At 43.8% G+C, this 15,559-nt stretch carries 6 protein-coding genes; 5 read left to right on the forward strand and 1 reads right to left on the reverse strand.

Annotated features, from left to right (window positions below; all coding sequences use genetic code 11):
- Window positions 1–217 precede the first annotated feature (217 nt).
- From ACEYW6_RS10260 to ACEYW6_RS10270, 3 genes are all read left to right on the forward strand, one after another.
- Window positions 218–1,507, forward strand: a complete 1,290-nt coding sequence (locus tag ACEYW6_RS10260; RefSeq protein WP_412979621.1) for a glycosyltransferase family 4 protein — start codon at window positions 218–220, stop codon at window positions 1,505–1,507.
- A 772-nt stretch (window positions 1,508–2,279) separates the two neighbouring features.
- On the forward strand, window positions 2,280–3,860 hold the full coding sequence (locus ACEYW6_RS10265) for an efflux RND transporter periplasmic adaptor subunit (protein ID WP_412979622.1): 1,581 nt from the start codon (window positions 2,280–2,282) through the stop codon (window positions 3,858–3,860).
- A 125-nt stretch (window positions 3,861–3,985) separates the two neighbouring features.
- Window positions 3,986–7,177: an efflux RND transporter permease subunit gene (locus ACEYW6_RS10270; RefSeq protein ID WP_412979623.1), complete on the forward strand. Its 3,192-nt coding sequence runs from the start codon at window positions 3,986–3,988 to the stop codon at window positions 7,175–7,177.
- Between the two features lie 164 nt (window positions 7,178–7,341).
- On the opposite strand, the gene ACEYW6_RS10275 is transcribed toward ACEYW6_RS10270, so the two are convergent.
- Window positions 7,342–9,258: a heavy metal translocating P-type ATPase gene (locus ACEYW6_RS10275; protein WP_412979624.1), complete on the reverse strand. Its 1,917-nt coding sequence runs from the start codon at window positions 9,256–9,258 to the stop codon at window positions 7,342–7,344.
- A 179-nt stretch (window positions 9,259–9,437) separates the two neighbouring features.
- On the opposite strand from ACEYW6_RS10275, the gene ACEYW6_RS10280 reads away from it, so the two are divergent.
- Window positions 9,438–10,568 (forward strand): precorrin-8X methylmutase, encoded by a 1,131-nt coding sequence (locus ACEYW6_RS10280; RefSeq protein WP_412979625.1) that lies wholly within the window; start codon window positions 9,438–9,440, stop codon window positions 10,566–10,568.
- A 357-nt stretch (window positions 10,569–10,925) separates the two neighbouring features.
- Window positions 10,926–14,627 carry a DUF4912 domain-containing protein gene (locus ACEYW6_RS10285; RefSeq protein ID WP_412979626.1) on the forward strand — a complete coding sequence of 1,234 codons (3,702 nt, stop codon included), beginning with the start codon at window positions 10,926–10,928 and terminating at the stop codon, window positions 14,625–14,627.
- Window positions 14,628–15,559 lie beyond the last annotated feature (932 nt).

Below are 15,559 nucleotides of genomic sequence, written 5' to 3' on the forward strand. Positions count from 1 at the left end.
TATTTACACAATGTGATATTTTGATTGTTAGGTGATTTAATATAATAGAAAAACTCTCTTTTAAAAATCACTCAAATATTCATAAACAATGTTTAACGCAATGTTAATGAAACAAATTTACAAATTAAAACAAGTAATAAAAGTAGCAGCCCCTACTGACTATTAAGGAATAAATCCGATGATCTCAGGCTGTCTTCAAAAAATTCACAAATAGCTCATGCACATTCTGATTTATTCCTACAACTATCATCCAGAGCCGATTGGAATTGCTCCGTTAATGACTGAATTGGCAGAAGGACTAGTAAAGCGAGGTCATGAAGTGCGGGTGATTACGGGAATGCCCAACTATCCTCAGCGCGAAATTTATGATGAGTATCGCGGTAAGTGGTACCTTACTGAACAAAGAAATGGTGTAACTATTCAACGAAGTTACCTCCGAATTAAGTCTAAACCTAACCTCCTAGATCGGCTGTTACTGGAGTTGAGCTTTGTTTTCACGAGCTTACCCCAAGCCTTTAAAGGCGAACGTCCCGATGTGATTATCTTAACAGTTCCGCCTCTTTTAGGTACATTACCAGCAACAATATTTGGTTGGTTATACAACTGCCCAATAGTTCTAAATGTGCAAGATATTTTACCAGAAGCTGCCGTGCGTATCGGGCTTTTGAAGAACAAATGGATGATCCGAACTCTTGCAGCCCTAGAGAAATTTGCATATCGGACTGCACATACTATTAGTGTAATCGCCGATGGGTTTCGTGAGAATTTAGTGAATAAGGGAGTACCTGTTAATAAAATCGTTTGTATTCCCAATTGGGTGAATGTAAATTTCATCCGCCCTTTACCGAAACAGAACAACTCCTGGATATCTAGCCATCAACTGGATGGGAAATTTGTAGTACTTTATTCGGGCAATATTGCTCTAACGCAAGGTTTAGAAACAGTAATAGAAGCAGCAGTTTTCTTGCGCCATATTAAGGAGATTGTCTTTGTTATCGTTGGCGAATCAATAGCATTGCAAAGGTTGCAAGAATATTGTCTTTTAAATGGAGCAGATAATGTTTTGCTGCTACCGTTGCAGCCACGAGAAAAACTACCCGAAATGCTAGCAGCATCTGATGTAGGGTTGATTGTGCAAAAGCGCAATGTGATTTCGTTCAATATGCCTTCAAAAATACCACTGCTGTTGGCGAGTGGTCGCCCGATTGTGGGTTCAGTTCCCGCCACTGGTACTGCTGCTAAAGCAATCAAACTCAGTGGTGGTGGGATAATTGTTGAGCCAGAATCACCCTCAGCAATGGCTACTGCGCTGCATGATTTATATGCTAATCCTACTCTAGGGGCGAGGCTAGGTAACGCAGGAAGACAGTTTGCCGAAGAAAACTATTCCTTAGAGCAAGCACTTAATCGATATGAAGGGCTGCTTTCTCATATTGTCGCTAACCGAAAATCAACTGTAGGTACTTTGTCGAAATTAAATTCCAAAAAATCAGTTGTGGATGGTTGAAAAGGGCTGGAGACTGGGGATTTTTTGATAATTAGCGAACATTAAGCGACTAGGAAGACAAAGCCATAATTAGAAAAAATTAAATCACCCAAATGGGTGAGTTACAAATCAACCGATCGGGTGACCTAAGTGTAGGAAGTTGAGACTGCTCAAAAATAGGATTCTAGAGAACACTGATTGATTGCACATCGTTCTTAGTGAGGATAACTGTATGAAACTTGCAACCTTGCTTAATAAAGCTGAATTAACAGCGTAGGAAGCCCGCCATTGGCATCGCTCCATAACCTTCTCTTCCCTAAGATCAGTATTCACTACGATTTAAGAGCGATAAACTCATCTGTAACTTGTACTTATCTCCTCTTTTATGTGGTTATAATGCAAGCAAGCGCTTGCAAACACTTGTAGAAAACTTAGGATCAAGGACGGCACAAACTCGTGCACGCTTGATAAATACAGCAACTGAGGTGTTTGCGACAGCAAGATAAACCGTGTTTTCTCTCTGAGCTAAAGTCATGGGTTTCTACTGACTAAAAAAGTTTTATAAATTACACTTTAAAAACCGATAACAGTTAAATAATTTACAAAACAACCATAATGTGCTGAAGACTATTTGTTTGTTTTAGGTGCTAGACAACGTGAGCGATCGCCCAAATACCCAAATACATATTTGTCACCAACATCAAGAAAAAAGGGCTAAAAAATGATCCAAACAAAGCTTTTTTAGCGAAGAGTAGATTGCCCAAGTCTAAATCCACAAGACAAGAAACCGAAGATGTCCCATTCTGAGTTCCCTGATTCTCATCTGCCCGTTGAAATAGAACAGCCTACTGTTAATGATTCTAGTCAAGAGTCGCAACCATTGTTAGAGCGATCGCCTAAGCCACCTCAAAAGCGGCGTTGGCCTCTGCTGTTGGGAATCGTCCTATTAATTACAGGTGTTGGTTTTGGTTGGCGCTGGTGGCAAACTAGTAGCGCTAGCGATGCACCTGCTGGGGCCGCAGCTGGTCAACCGATGGCAATTCCCGTCAAGCTAGCAACTGTGGAAACTGAAACCGTGCAGGAAAGTTCGGAGTTTATTGGCTCCTTAGAGGCTCCACGTTCGGTAATCATCAAGCCACAGGTTGAAGGACGAGTAACGCAGATTTTCATCCAAGAGGGCAACCGTGTTCAACAAGGGCAAGTTATCCTTAGCCTGGAAAGTGATAATGTCCAAGCTCAATTATCACAAGCAAAAGCTGGACTAGAACAAGCTCAAGCACGTCTTGCTGAACTCAAAGCGGGTACGCGACAAGAAGAAATTGCCCAAGCCAGAGCGCAGTTAGCCCAAGCCCAAGCTCGTTATAGAGATGCCCAATCGGGATCGCAACCAGAAGAAATTGCTCAGGCTGAGGCTCAAATTCAGTCAGCTAAATCTGATGTAGAACTAGCACAGTCACGAGCCAAGCGATACGCACAATTGAGAAAAGAGGGTGCAGTTTCCCAAGATACTTTAGAAGGATATGTCAAAGAACAGGAAAGTGCTGAAGCTGCCCTTGTCGTAGCCCAGAAACGCCTAGACCAAGTTCGCAAAAGCAGAAATTCTAGTATCAATGAGCTAGCTGGTGCTCTCGAACAACAGAAACAAAACTTAAGACAACTAGAGAATGGTTCCCGCCCAGAAGAAATTGCCCAGGCGCGATCGCAAGTAAGTCAAGCAGCGGCCCAAGTCCAAGCTGCTCAAGTGCAATTGCAATACACAAAAGTCCTAGCTCCTTTCACTGGCATTGTTGGTGATATTCCAACAAAGGTGGGAGATTATGTAGAAAAAGCAGACCAGCTCACTACATTAACTAGAAACGACTCTTTAGAACTGAATATTTCCGTTCCCCTAGAAGAAGCCAAAAATCTGCGCTTGGGATTACCAGTGCAAATGCTGAACGCCCAAGGTCAACCCACAGCAAGGGGTAAGGTGAGTTTCATCTCTCCAAATGCCAGTTCCGATTCGCAGACAGTTTTAGTTAAAGCCAACTTTGGTAATTCTAGAAGTCAACTGATCAATCGCCAGACAGTGCAAACCAAAGTGATCTGGAACGAACGTCCAGGAATCTTAATTCCAGTTACAGCAGTATCTCGTTTGGGTGGGGAGACTTTTGTGTTTGTGGCTCAAGCGCCAGCAGAAAAGCCTAAACCTGGAGCACCATCTTTAGTGGCTCAACAAAAACCTGTGAAATTGGGAGTTATTGAGGGGAATAATTATCAAGTTATCGACGGACTAAAGACTGGAGACAAAATAGTTGTTTCCGGTATTCTCAACCTAACTAATGGCGCTCCTATCTCTCCTGCACCACAAGAAGTGGGTAGTCTAAAGCCTTAGTTGAAGACGGGAGCAGGGAAGACAAGGGGACAAGGGGACTTGAGTGAGAACTTGCAACAAATCTTTCCCATTGTCCCCAAGTCCTCTTTCCAATGCCAAATACCCAATCCCCAATTTTTTAAACTATGTTTGTTGACTTCTTTATTAAGCGGCCAATCTTTGCGTCGGTCTGTGCGATCGTCATTCTTTTAATAGGATTAATCAGTATTCCCTCACTACCGATCGCTAGGTTCCCAGAAATTAGTCCCACCCAAATCAGTGTGACTTCCAACTACAGCGGAGCTAGTGCAGAAGTCGTAGAAAGCGGAGTGACAAATATCTTAGAAAGGCAAATCAACGGGATTGAAGGACTAAGATATCTTACTTCCAGTAGCAGTAACGATGGTACTAGTACCATTACAGCCACCTTTGATTCATCACGGGATAAAGATATTGCGGCTGTGGATGTGCAAAACCGTGTTTCTGTTGCCCAACCACAACTACCAGACTCTGTGCAGCGCACAGGAGTGCGGGTATCAAAAGAGTCTAACAACATTCTCTTAGCAATTGGTTTATTCGCCGAGAATAAAGAGTACGACAATATATTCTTAAGCAACTATGCCGACCTTTACCTAGCAGATGCTTTAAAAAGAGTCAAAGGGGTGAGCAACGCTCAAATTTTTGGTGAACGCCGCTACGCAATGCGCCTGTGGTTAGATCCAAGTCGCCTTGCCAGTCGAGGACTAACGACTCAGGATGTAGCAAATGCTTTATCTGCACAAAACTTGCAAGTTGGTGCAGGGAGAATTGGACAAGAACCAGCTCCTGAAGGACAAAGATACCAACTTGATGTGCGTGCTGCTAGCCGATTAGAAGAACCATCAGAGTTTGAAGAAATTGTCTTGAAAACTGAAGATGATGGTACTTTAGTCAAGCTTAAAGATGTAGGTAAAGCAGAACTGGGTGCAGAAAATTACAACACATTTCTGCGGTTCCGGGGCAATGATGCTGTAGGTTTAGGGATTTATCAGGTTCCTGGCAGTAATGCCTTGGATGTAGCGAAAGGAGTCAAAGCTGAAATGGAGCGATTGGCTCCGAGTTTTCCACCAGGAATGCAATATCAGGTAGCTTTTGACACAACATCGTTTGTAGAAGAGTCGATGGCAGAAGTCATCAAGACTCTGATTGAAGCGGTGGTGCTGGTTGTAATTGTAATTTTTGTGTTCTTGCAGGATTGGCGAACCACTTTAATTCCAGCATTGACTATTCCTCTAGCACTAATTGGGACATTTGCCTTCATCAAAATTTTTAACTTTTCCATTAATAGTTTGACTTTGTTTGGTCTGACCTTAGCATCGGGGATGGTAGTAGACGATGCGATCGTTGTGGTGGAGCAAATTAGCCGTTTTATTCAGGATAAAGGAATTAATCCTCGCCGAGCCGCTAGTGAATCAATGGCGGAACTATTTGGCGCGGTTATTGCCACTTCACTAGTATTGATGGCGGTGTTTGTGCCAGTGGCGTTTTTTCCGGGAACCACGGGCGCACTTTATCGACAATTTGCGCTGACGATCGCTTTTTCCATTGCGATTTCGACTTTTTTGGCTTTGACCCTAACACCTTCTTTGTGTGGCGTGCTGCTACGTCAAGAACAAAGACCTCCCAGGTGGATTGGCTGGTTGTTTGACCTAATTAATCGATTCCTGGAATGGGTAAGGTCAAGTTATGAGCGATCGCTTACCTGGATGGTACGATTCAAAAGCATCGTCATTGGACTGTTTATCGTTTCTTTGGGTATGACTGCTTGGCTGTACACCACAGTACCGACAGCCTTTCTACCCGATGAAGACGAAGGCTACTTTATCACCATCATCCAAGGGCCCCAAGGCGTATCGCTGCAATACACCAGCGATGTGATTGCACAGGTAGAAAAAGAAATTCTGCAAATTCCAGAAGTACTCGGGACTTTTGCGATCGGTGGATTTGGTTTTAGTGGTAGCACAGCTAACAGCGGCATCATATTTACAACTTTAAAATCTTGGGACGAACGCTCAAAACCCGATCAATCTGTACAGGCGATTATTGGCAGCTTGCAAGGGAAGTTGTTGGCAATCCCAGAAGCCAGGGTCTTTCCTGTGAATCCACCACCAATTCAGGGTTTAGGCAACTTTGGCGGCTTCGTCTTTCAAATGCAAGACCGCAGAGGTAACAGTGGTTTAGCAAATTTAGTAGAGTCGATGGGTAAGTTGCTAGGTCGCGCTAATCAAACACCAGGATTACAAGCTGTATTTAGCACCTTTGCCGCAGATACACCACAATTGCTTGTGGAAGTAAACCGTAATAAAGCCAATGCGTTGCAAGTTTCTATAGATGATATCTTCAGTACTTTACAAACTGCTTTGGGATCACAATATGTGAATGATTTCAATCTCCAGCAGCGCAATTACCGGGTGTATATCCAGGCAGATCAACAGTTTCGTTCCAATCCAAAAGATATTGGCAAATTATACGTTCGTTCTCAAAAGAATCAAATGATTCCTTTGAGTAACTTAGTCACAGTTACTCCGACTGTGGGAGCGCAAACGATAAATCACTACAATCTCTTCCGCTCAATTGAAATTAATGGTGCCGCTGCTCCTGGTTCTAGTTCTGGAGACGCAATTAAAGCAATGGAACAAGTTGCTAAAGAAGTTTTACCAGCAGGTTATGGCTACGAATGGTCAGGGACTGCATTAGAAGAAATAGATTCTGGTGGTTTAGCACCCCTGATATTTGGATTAGGAATAATCTTTGTGTTTTTGGTACTAGCTGCTCAATACGAGAACTACGTTGACCCTTTTATCATTCTGTTATCAGTTCCCTTAGCTATCTTTGGAGCGCTGATAGCTCAATCAATGCGGGGTTTTGCTAATGATGTTTACTGTCAAATTGGTCTAGTAATGTTGATTGGTTTAGCTAGTAAAAACGCAATTTTGATTGTAGAATTTGCAAACCAATTGCGAGAGCAAGGGCTTTCGATTACCAAAGCAGTAATTGAGGCTTCACAAGAAAGGTTACGCCCGATTTTGATGACTGCCTTTTCTACACTTTTAGGGATTTTCCCGTTAGCTATTGCTACAGGTGCTGGTGCGGGAAGTCGGCAATCTTTGGGAACAACAGTATTTGGGGGAATGTTAATTGCGACTTTCTTGAGTTTGTTTGTAGTACCGATTTTGTATATCGTTATTAAGACGACAACAGAGCGCTTTATCAAACCAAATCGGCATCAAGAACTGCAAACAGATACAGTTTCATTGGATGGTAAAACTGCTGCATATTCAACAAAAGCTGAGGATTGAGTATCTCATTTTCATTGAAAGAAACGGTAAAATCAATTCCCTTGAGTGGGTGAACGAGGTTGTTCCTCCCGTCGCTTGGGGCATTGGTCATAGTGGCGGTACGATCTTCCCCATGCCCCATTCCCCATGCCCAAAAACTCCATCCCAAAAGTGGGTGGAGTTTTTCATTTCAGTAATCTTAGACCACTGAGCGTAACTAACACTGTAGAACCTTCATGCCCAATCACGCCGATAGGTAGGTTAATATTTCCTAGAAAGTTGCCCACCAAAAGCAACATAATGAAACCCAACGCTACAAATATATTCTGTTTGACTATGGATTGCGATCGCCTACCCAAATGTATCGCCACGGCAATTTTTTCTAACTTGTCTGCCATCAAGACTATATCTGCGGTTTCCAATGCCACATCGCTACCAGATACTCCCATCGCTATACCTACAGATGCTTGCGCTAGAGCTGGTGCATCATTGATCCCATCACCTACCATTGCAACTGTTTGATATTGTTGCTGTAGACTGCGGATAACATCAAGCTTATCTTCTGGTAGAAGTTGAGCATATACTCGATCAATTCCTACTGCTTTGGCAACACTGTGAGCAGTTTCCTGATTATCCCCGGTTAACATGACAATCTGTTCAACTCCCAGTTTCTTTAACCGAGTAATGGTTGCGGCTGCTTGCGATCTTACTTCATCTGCGATCGCAATTACACCCATCACCTCTGCTCCCCTACTTCCCTGTGCTACCCAAACCACAGTTTTACCTTCTTGCTCTAAAGATTGAGCCATTTCTCGCAATTCTTCAGGGAAATTTGTCACATATTTCTGCACAAAAACTGCATTCCCCACAATTACCTGTTGTTCTTGAGCGATTCCTACAATTCCCTGTCCAGGTATAGCTTGTACTTCAACTGCGCCAACCCAATCCAAATTACCAGCCGCCTGCACAATTGCCTTACCGATGGGATGTTCTGAAGAGGATTCCACACTAGCGGCGGCTTTTAATACATCTGCATGGGTGTATTCACTAACTGAAATTACCTTGTATACCTGCACCTGTCCTGTTGTTAGAGTACCAGTTTTATCAAATGCGATCGCTCTGACTTTACCAATCTTCTCCAACTGCGCCCCATTTTTAAACAAAATCCCCTGTCTTGCACCATTAGCGATTCCTGAAAGTAAAGTGGGCATAATTGCAGCCATCAGCGCACAGGGAGAAGCAACCACCAGGAAAGTAAGAGCGCGATAAATTGTTGTTTCCCAATCCCAACCCCAAAGAAATGGCGGTAAAGTTGCCAGCAATACTCCGGCTACTACAATGACTTTGGCATATCCCTTCTCAAAGCGATCGATAAACTCTTGGGAAGGAGGTGCTTCTGTCTGCGCTTGTTCTACCAAACGAATTACACGCTGAATTAAACTGCTTTGGGCTGGTTTGTGTACCTTAATCTGCAATGCGCCATAACCGTTGAGTGTACCGGCAAATACTTCTGCACCGACTGTTTTCTCTACAGGTAAAGACTCGCCTGTAATCGCAGCTTGATTGAGGGTGCTGTAACCAGATAAAATTATCCCATCAGTAGGAATTAGTTCTCCGGGTTTGACGACAATTTCATCACCCACTTTTAGCTGAGTGATAGGAATTTCCTCTTCCCTTCCCTGAAGTAAAACCCTTGCTGTATCTGGTGTCAGACTCATCAAACTCCTGATACTCCGCTCAGTTCGCGCCATTGCATAGCCTTCTAGTGCGCCACTGATAGCAAAGATCAGAATCAAAATTGCCCCATCAATAATTAGATGATATTCTCTTCGCCATAAGCCGAGACTAGCAGCACCAATGGCCGCCACAATCATCAGCAAATCTACATCAAGTTCTTTTTCTTTGAAGAGAGTTGTCAATCCCTCTCGCGCACTTTCGTAACCACCAATTACATAAGCAGCAGGTAGTAGTAGCAACGCCAATCCCAACCAACCGAGATGCAAAGCGAACCATCCGAGAAATAGTAGTAACCCACACAAAAGTGCGGCTAAGGTATCTGCGTGTTCTCTGGTGAATTGGCCCAAACGTTGGGGGTAGAGCATGAGAGGTGAATTTACAAGGACTCTCTCACGCTAAACCTTGACATCAATGTTAATGTCAAGGTTTATAATGATTTTGAAACGCAGAGGGACGCTGTAGACGCTTTTGCGGCTTGCCGCAGGCTGGGAAGCGCAAAGGTACGCAAAGTTAAATCTTTATCTGTGTTGTTTTGGAGTAAATCATGAATGCTGGTTGCTTAACTATTAAAGAACTCACAGATGCAGTAGGCGGCGGTTTAACTCCGCGGATGGTGCGCCATTACCATCAATTGGGACTGTTACCGCAACCAGTGCGATCGCGTAGCAATTACCGTCTCTACACCAAAAAAGATGTTCTCAGGTTGCAGCGGATTGTAGCACTTAAGCAGCAAGGGTTTCAGCTAAACCATATCCGCAATATTTTGGAAGTGGAACCAGAAGCCGACACAACTATTAACCTAATGGGACAACTTCAACAGCAATATCGCGCGGTGATGCAACAAATTTCTCAACTGCGACAAACAGCATCAGCATTAGAAGGATTATTGGGGCGCGATCGCCATTGTCAAATTATGCAGGCGGAAGTTTTGGCACAACTCAAGTTACTTGATGTCGAAACTCAAGCTGGATTGGGGGGATTGGAAAACCTGTGGAGTGGTTTGGATGCCGAAATTCATACGCACTCGGAAGCATTTTCAGAATCGCTACAACGCTTACTACCTGATTTGTCTCACCGTTCGGAAATTGAACAACACTTAATTTCTCAGTTGGTTTTGGCTTGTGGTGATGTGAGTTTAGTGTCCTTTATCAAGTTGAGTCGAGGTGCGATCGCAGCTAGTCGAGTAGCTTTATCTTCAAGCTGTCAAATTGTTGTCGATACCCAAACGGTTGCTGCGGCTTTGGATCAAACTCGATTACTTCACTTGGGATGTAGCATCGAAACCTTGATTGATAACCCCCATATTACCACCGCCACAGAAGCAGAACTTGCCTTTTGGCAACATCGAGAATGGCGATCAAAATTGCAGCAAGTAAGTAAGGGTTGTGTGCTGGTAGTTGGTTATGCTCCCTCAGTACTTGTAGAAGTTTGTGAGGCAATCACTAATCAGAAAATTCAGCCTGCATTAGTAATTGGAATGCCCATTGGCTTTAGCCATGCCCCCGCAGCCAAGCGACAACTGATGCAGCAAGAGATACCTTTTATTACAGTTGCAGGGACTTTGGGAGGTGGCGCTTTAGCTGCAACTGCCCTGAATGCTTTAGTGGAGTCACTGATTGATAAGCCAGATTGTCATTGTTATCTCAAAAATGTAGTAGATTCTGATGAGTGTTGAACAATAAGTACTCAGTACTCAGTACTACTGAAAATAATATTGTTAAATAATATTGAATTTGCTACACTTTACCAGTTTTAGTAATTCAATAATTCATAATTGTGGCCATAAGCTACCAACTTGGTATAAGTTGCAATCTAAATTAGAACATTTTATAGTAAACAGACTCTGGCAATTAGAGTATAAATTATCATGCTATCCAATCTACATCGAAGTATAAATCAATATAAGTGCGCTGAAGGAACTTAGAAGTAAAGATAACTCAGATGTATAATTAGCGCGTCTCCTCCATAATCCCTAACAAGATTGTGATTTAGGACTGGTAGGCTTTCTATTTTTTACTTTAATAAAGGGCATATGTGGCAACAAGAAAAAAAAGATACTTCGATAATCAGGCTGGTATTATGGGTTGCCTTAGCTACAACCCCTATGGCAGGAAGTTTGGTGGTATCAGCACCGATGCTGGCACAATCTAAACCTGATTCTCCCTCTTTTACACTGCCGCAAACAGTGCAAAATGGGACGATAGTGCGGATTGATGGTTCAAGTAGCTTGGGTGCAATCAACCAAAGCCTGAAAGAAAATTTTGAAAAACAGTTTTCCGGCACAAAGGTTGAAGTTGCTGCTAACGGCACAGATACGGCACTGAAAGATTTGCTAGATGGCAAAATCGACATAGTAGCAATGGGGCGTGGATTGACGCCAGCAGAAAAAGCCCAAGGACTGGAGCAAGTTCGCTTGCGCCGTGAGAAGATTGCGATCGTGGTTGGTGCAGATAATCCATTCAAGCAAAGCTTAACCAGTAGGCAATTCGCCCGCATTTTCCGGGGACAAATTACCAATTGGTCACAACTGGGAGGGCCTTCAGAGAAGATTCGGGTAATCGATCGCCCTAACACGAGTGAAACTCGTGATACTTTTCGTACTTATCCAGCCTTCAAAACTGCTGAATTTACTACAGGGGCCAATGCTACGCAAGTAACTGAGGATAATACCGCAGAAATCATCAAACAACTGGGCAAAGACGGCATCAGCTATGTGTTAGCTAATCAGGTGTCGAAATTGAAAGATGTACGAGTTCTGCAATTACATCAAGCTTTGCCAGATGATGATAAATATCCCTTCTCGCAACCTTTAGTTTACGTTTACAAAAAAAATCCGAGTTTAAGCACAGTAGATTTTCTCGGCTTTACCCTTGCAGCCCCAGGACAGCAGGCTATAGAACAAGCTAGAACTGCTGAAGCAGAGGCGATCGCAGCTAGCGTATTACAACCTGCACTCACCCCTTCCCCTGATGCCCAGACGACACCTGCTGCTACAGCTTCCCCTAGTGCCACTACTTCTGCATTTGGCGAACAGCCTTTTGTAGCTCCTGCTACTGCACAAACCAGTCCAATTGTAAATAGAGAAACACCATTTTGGTTGCTCCTACCTTTGTTTTTTACTACTGTAGGTGGAGCGTTTTTATGGTGGATTTTGGGAAAACGCCCATTACCCACTGAGAAAACAGACAACTTACCAGAATCAGATCCTCATCCACCTAGCACAGATGATGAAACGGCGGTACTCAACACCAGCACAACTTCCTCCCTTAACGGAGCGATGCTTGAAGAACAACCAGTGCCGCACTTTCAAGAGCAAGAAACCCCTGATCGCATTCCTTTCAACATTTATACTCAAACACAATCTGATCTGACGGAGAATTATACTCAGGAGACCTCAAATTTAGTACAAGAGGCAACTAATGGCACCTCTAACTCCTATGAAGGTACAACATCCGGTGTAGCTAATGGTTCAGAAAATAACAACTTGGGAGCCGCAGCTTTAACCAATGGTGCGGTTCTAACAACGGGCATTGGGGCGGCCACCTGGTCTGCCTTTACCAACAAAGAAACAGAAACAAACGCCATTGATGAGACAGTCCCGCCAAGTAACTATACGGAGACAAGCACTCCTGATTCTGATGAAATTGCATGGGACATAGAAGCCCCAGCCGCTGTAGTAAATACTTCATATCCTCACCTAGCTAATATTCCAGAAGAGACATCTGATGTGGAACTACCTTCATCTGAGGTGACAGCCCCACTCCCAGAATTAGCGGATGTGCCAGAAGTAACATCTGATTTTGGATATTGGGACACAGAAGTTGATGAAGATCAGATAGATGAGGAACTTCAGGCAGAATTGAACTGGCTAGAGAGTATTACCTCAACTGAAGATATAGCCTCAGTAGATGAATTACCCTTATTAGAGGATGACGAAGTGGCAGCCGACGTTGAACCGTCAGCGTTACAAACATCCTCACTGCTCGATTTGCCAGAATTGCCAGAAGATGTATTTAATGTGGTAGCGGATGCAGCTGAACCCACTGCCGATTTGCCAGAGGAAGAATCTCAAGCACAGCCTACTGTTGAGGAAGATATTGCTGAAGCTGACTCCACAGATTTTGCCACTGCTACTGCTCTAGCAGCAGGCGTAGGGATTGCAGGCTGGACTACCATTTCTGGGTCAGATGCCGAAAACCAAATTGATACTGCGGATAGCAACGTGCCGATTGTGACCGAAACAACTATTGATTTGGTAGATGCAGAAGAAGAGAACAGTATTTTGCTCACACCGCATACTTCTACATTGGCTCATGTCTCTTGGGAGATATCCGAACTCAAAAAGGCAGCGCTGCGCCAAGAAGGTGGCTCTCAATTGGTAGTGCGGCTCTACGATGTGACTGGAATAGACCTGAGTTATCAAAGTCCGCAGTTTGTACAGCAGTATGAATCTGAAGAAACAGCACACGATCGCTTTGTGGAGATTCCCATCAGCGATCGCGATTACATCGCTGAAATTGGCTATCTCGCTGATGGCGATGCCTACGGCGGTAAACTACGCTGGTTATTCATCGCCCGTTCAGCAATTGTTCGTGTCTTTAGTCCTGTTAATCCAGATCCCATAGTTGATGATGTGGCGATTGCTGATGAAACAGATATTAACTTGGTAGATGTCCAAGAAGAGATCAGTGAAGAAGAGAGCAGTATCGTCCTCACACCCCGCACTCATCAATGGGCTGATGTCTCTTGGGAGATTTCCGAAACCAAGAAAGCAGCGCTGCGCCAACAGGGCGGCTCTCAATTGGTAGTCCGGCTCTATGATGTAACAGGGATAGACTTGAGTTATCAAAGTCCCCAGCTTGTACAGCAGTATGAATGTGACGAGACAGCACACGATCGCTTTGTGGAAATTCCCATCAGCGATCGCGATTACATAGCTGAAATTGGCTATGTCGCTGATGGCGATGCCTACGGCGGTAAACTACGCTGGTTGTCCATCGCCCATTCAGCGATCGTTCGCGTCTTCAGTCCTGTTCATTCAGATCCCATAGTTGATGATGTGGCGTTAACAAGCGAAACAGCTATTGTCCCTACAGATTTCACCGTTGAAGATGTAGCGTTAACAAGCCAAACAGCTATTGACTTGGTAGATGTAGAAGAAGAGAGCAGTATTTTGCTCACACCTCGCACTCCCAAGTGGGCTTATGTTTCTTGGCACATTTCCAAAGCTCAGAACGAAGCACTGCAACAACAAGGCGGCTCTCAACTGGTAGTGCGGCTCTATGATGTAACTGGGATTGATTTGAGTTATCAAAGTCCCCAACTTGTACAGCAGTATGAATGTGAAGAGGTAGCACGCGATCGCTTTGTGGCTATTCCCGTGAGCGATCGCGACTACATGGTTGAAATTGGCTATCTCGCTGATGGCGATGCCTACGGCGGTAAACTACGTTGGTTACTCATAGCCCGTTCACCTAATGTTCGGGTTTTCAATCGTTCCCACGAAGATTTTTGGTTTGTGGCAGATGCTGAGTTGATTATTCACGGAGCAACCCAACCAAATACAAGTGTAAACATTGGTGGCCATTCCATCAAAATCAAACCGGATGGTACTTTCCACCTCCGTCTTCCCTTTTCAGATGGTTTAATGGACTATCTCATAACGGTGGCTGCTGATGGGGAATCCACTAGAACTATCCATAAAAAGTTCTCCCAGGAAACTTCAGAAAGCTAGCAATTACTCTGAGTTATGCCCTCTAACCCTATTCTCCCCTAAAAGTGGGAAATGGGGAGAGGGTTAATTTGCTAAAAACCTTGCTGTATGTAAATCAATACGCTTGGGTTGAACTTTATAAAGCATCATATTGAAGTTGAAGAACAATTCAGAAGTCAGAAATAAATATCAGATTTTTATAGTTGATGAGGCGTTTGAGCAAATTCTAGATTTATTTGGGCGGTATTCTTGGAAGCTCACGTCAAGTTAAATGCGGAACAGCTTATAGCGGTTTTCGTTTACGTGAGGTACACCCGTAGGGGCACGGCATGCCCATTGGTGTCAACTTAAGCTAAAAGCTTTTTCAAATCTCGTTTCCAGCCTCTGGGCTGGAAATGCTGCTCTTGGCGGCTCTGCCGCCAGCAAGAGAGGCAGCAGCCCCAAGGATGGCATTCCCAGTCGGAGACTGGGAACGAGACAATCCTAAAAGCTGGTTATAGACTGGTTTTTACGTTAAGTTGACACCAATGCGGCATGCCGTGCCCCTACTTGCGATATAATGTTGTATCGCATTTAAATAGGAATCGCTATAATGCAACCATTAAAGATGTAGCATTGTGAGCTTACCGCACCTTCGCCCCAATGTTTGGAAACTCAGAAAAGTTAATTGAGTTAAAGCTTTGCTGTATTAAAACATTAATTGCCCCTACAGCGTGTGTTTTGCGTAAGTCTTATATATTAAGTGGGCGATACTGGATTTGAACCAGTGACCCCATCCGTGTGAAGGATGTGCGGTTATATACAGGCTACTACTTACAAGGCTTCTAGAGTCTCTTAACCCTAGCTAGTTGCATAAACTTGCATAAGGATTATATGAGACCAATCAAAGTTAGGCAGAATGGAGATAGCTGTTTACTGCGCTGGAGCTATGAAGGTGACACTTACTCCTTAAC

The organism is Nostoc sp. UIC 10607, assembly GCF_047228265.1.
Classification (GTDB): domain Bacteria; phylum Cyanobacteriota; class Cyanobacteriia; order Cyanobacteriales; family Nostocaceae; genus Nostoc; species Nostoc foliaceum_A.

Coding starts and splice junctions, on each gene's coding strand:
- ACEYW6_RS10280 (WP_412979625.1), top strand. CDS start 9,438: ATGAATGCTGGTTGCTTAACTATTAAAGAACTCACAGATGCAGTAGGC.
- ACEYW6_RS10265 (WP_412979622.1), top strand. CDS start 2,280: ATGTCCCATTCTGAGTTCCCTGATTCTCATCTGCCCGTTGAAATAGAA.
- ACEYW6_RS10260 (WP_412979621.1), top strand. CDS start 218: ATGCACATTCTGATTTATTCCTACAACTATCATCCAGAGCCGATTGGA.
- ACEYW6_RS10275 (WP_412979624.1), bottom strand. CDS start 9,258: ATGCTCTACCCCCAACGTTTGGGCCAATTCACCAGAGAACACGCAGAT.
- ACEYW6_RS10270 (WP_412979623.1), top strand. CDS start 3,986: ATGTTTGTTGACTTCTTTATTAAGCGGCCAATCTTTGCGTCGGTCTGT.
- ACEYW6_RS10285 (WP_412979626.1), top strand. CDS start 10,926: ATGTGGCAACAAGAAAAAAAAGATACTTCGATAATCAGGCTGGTATTA.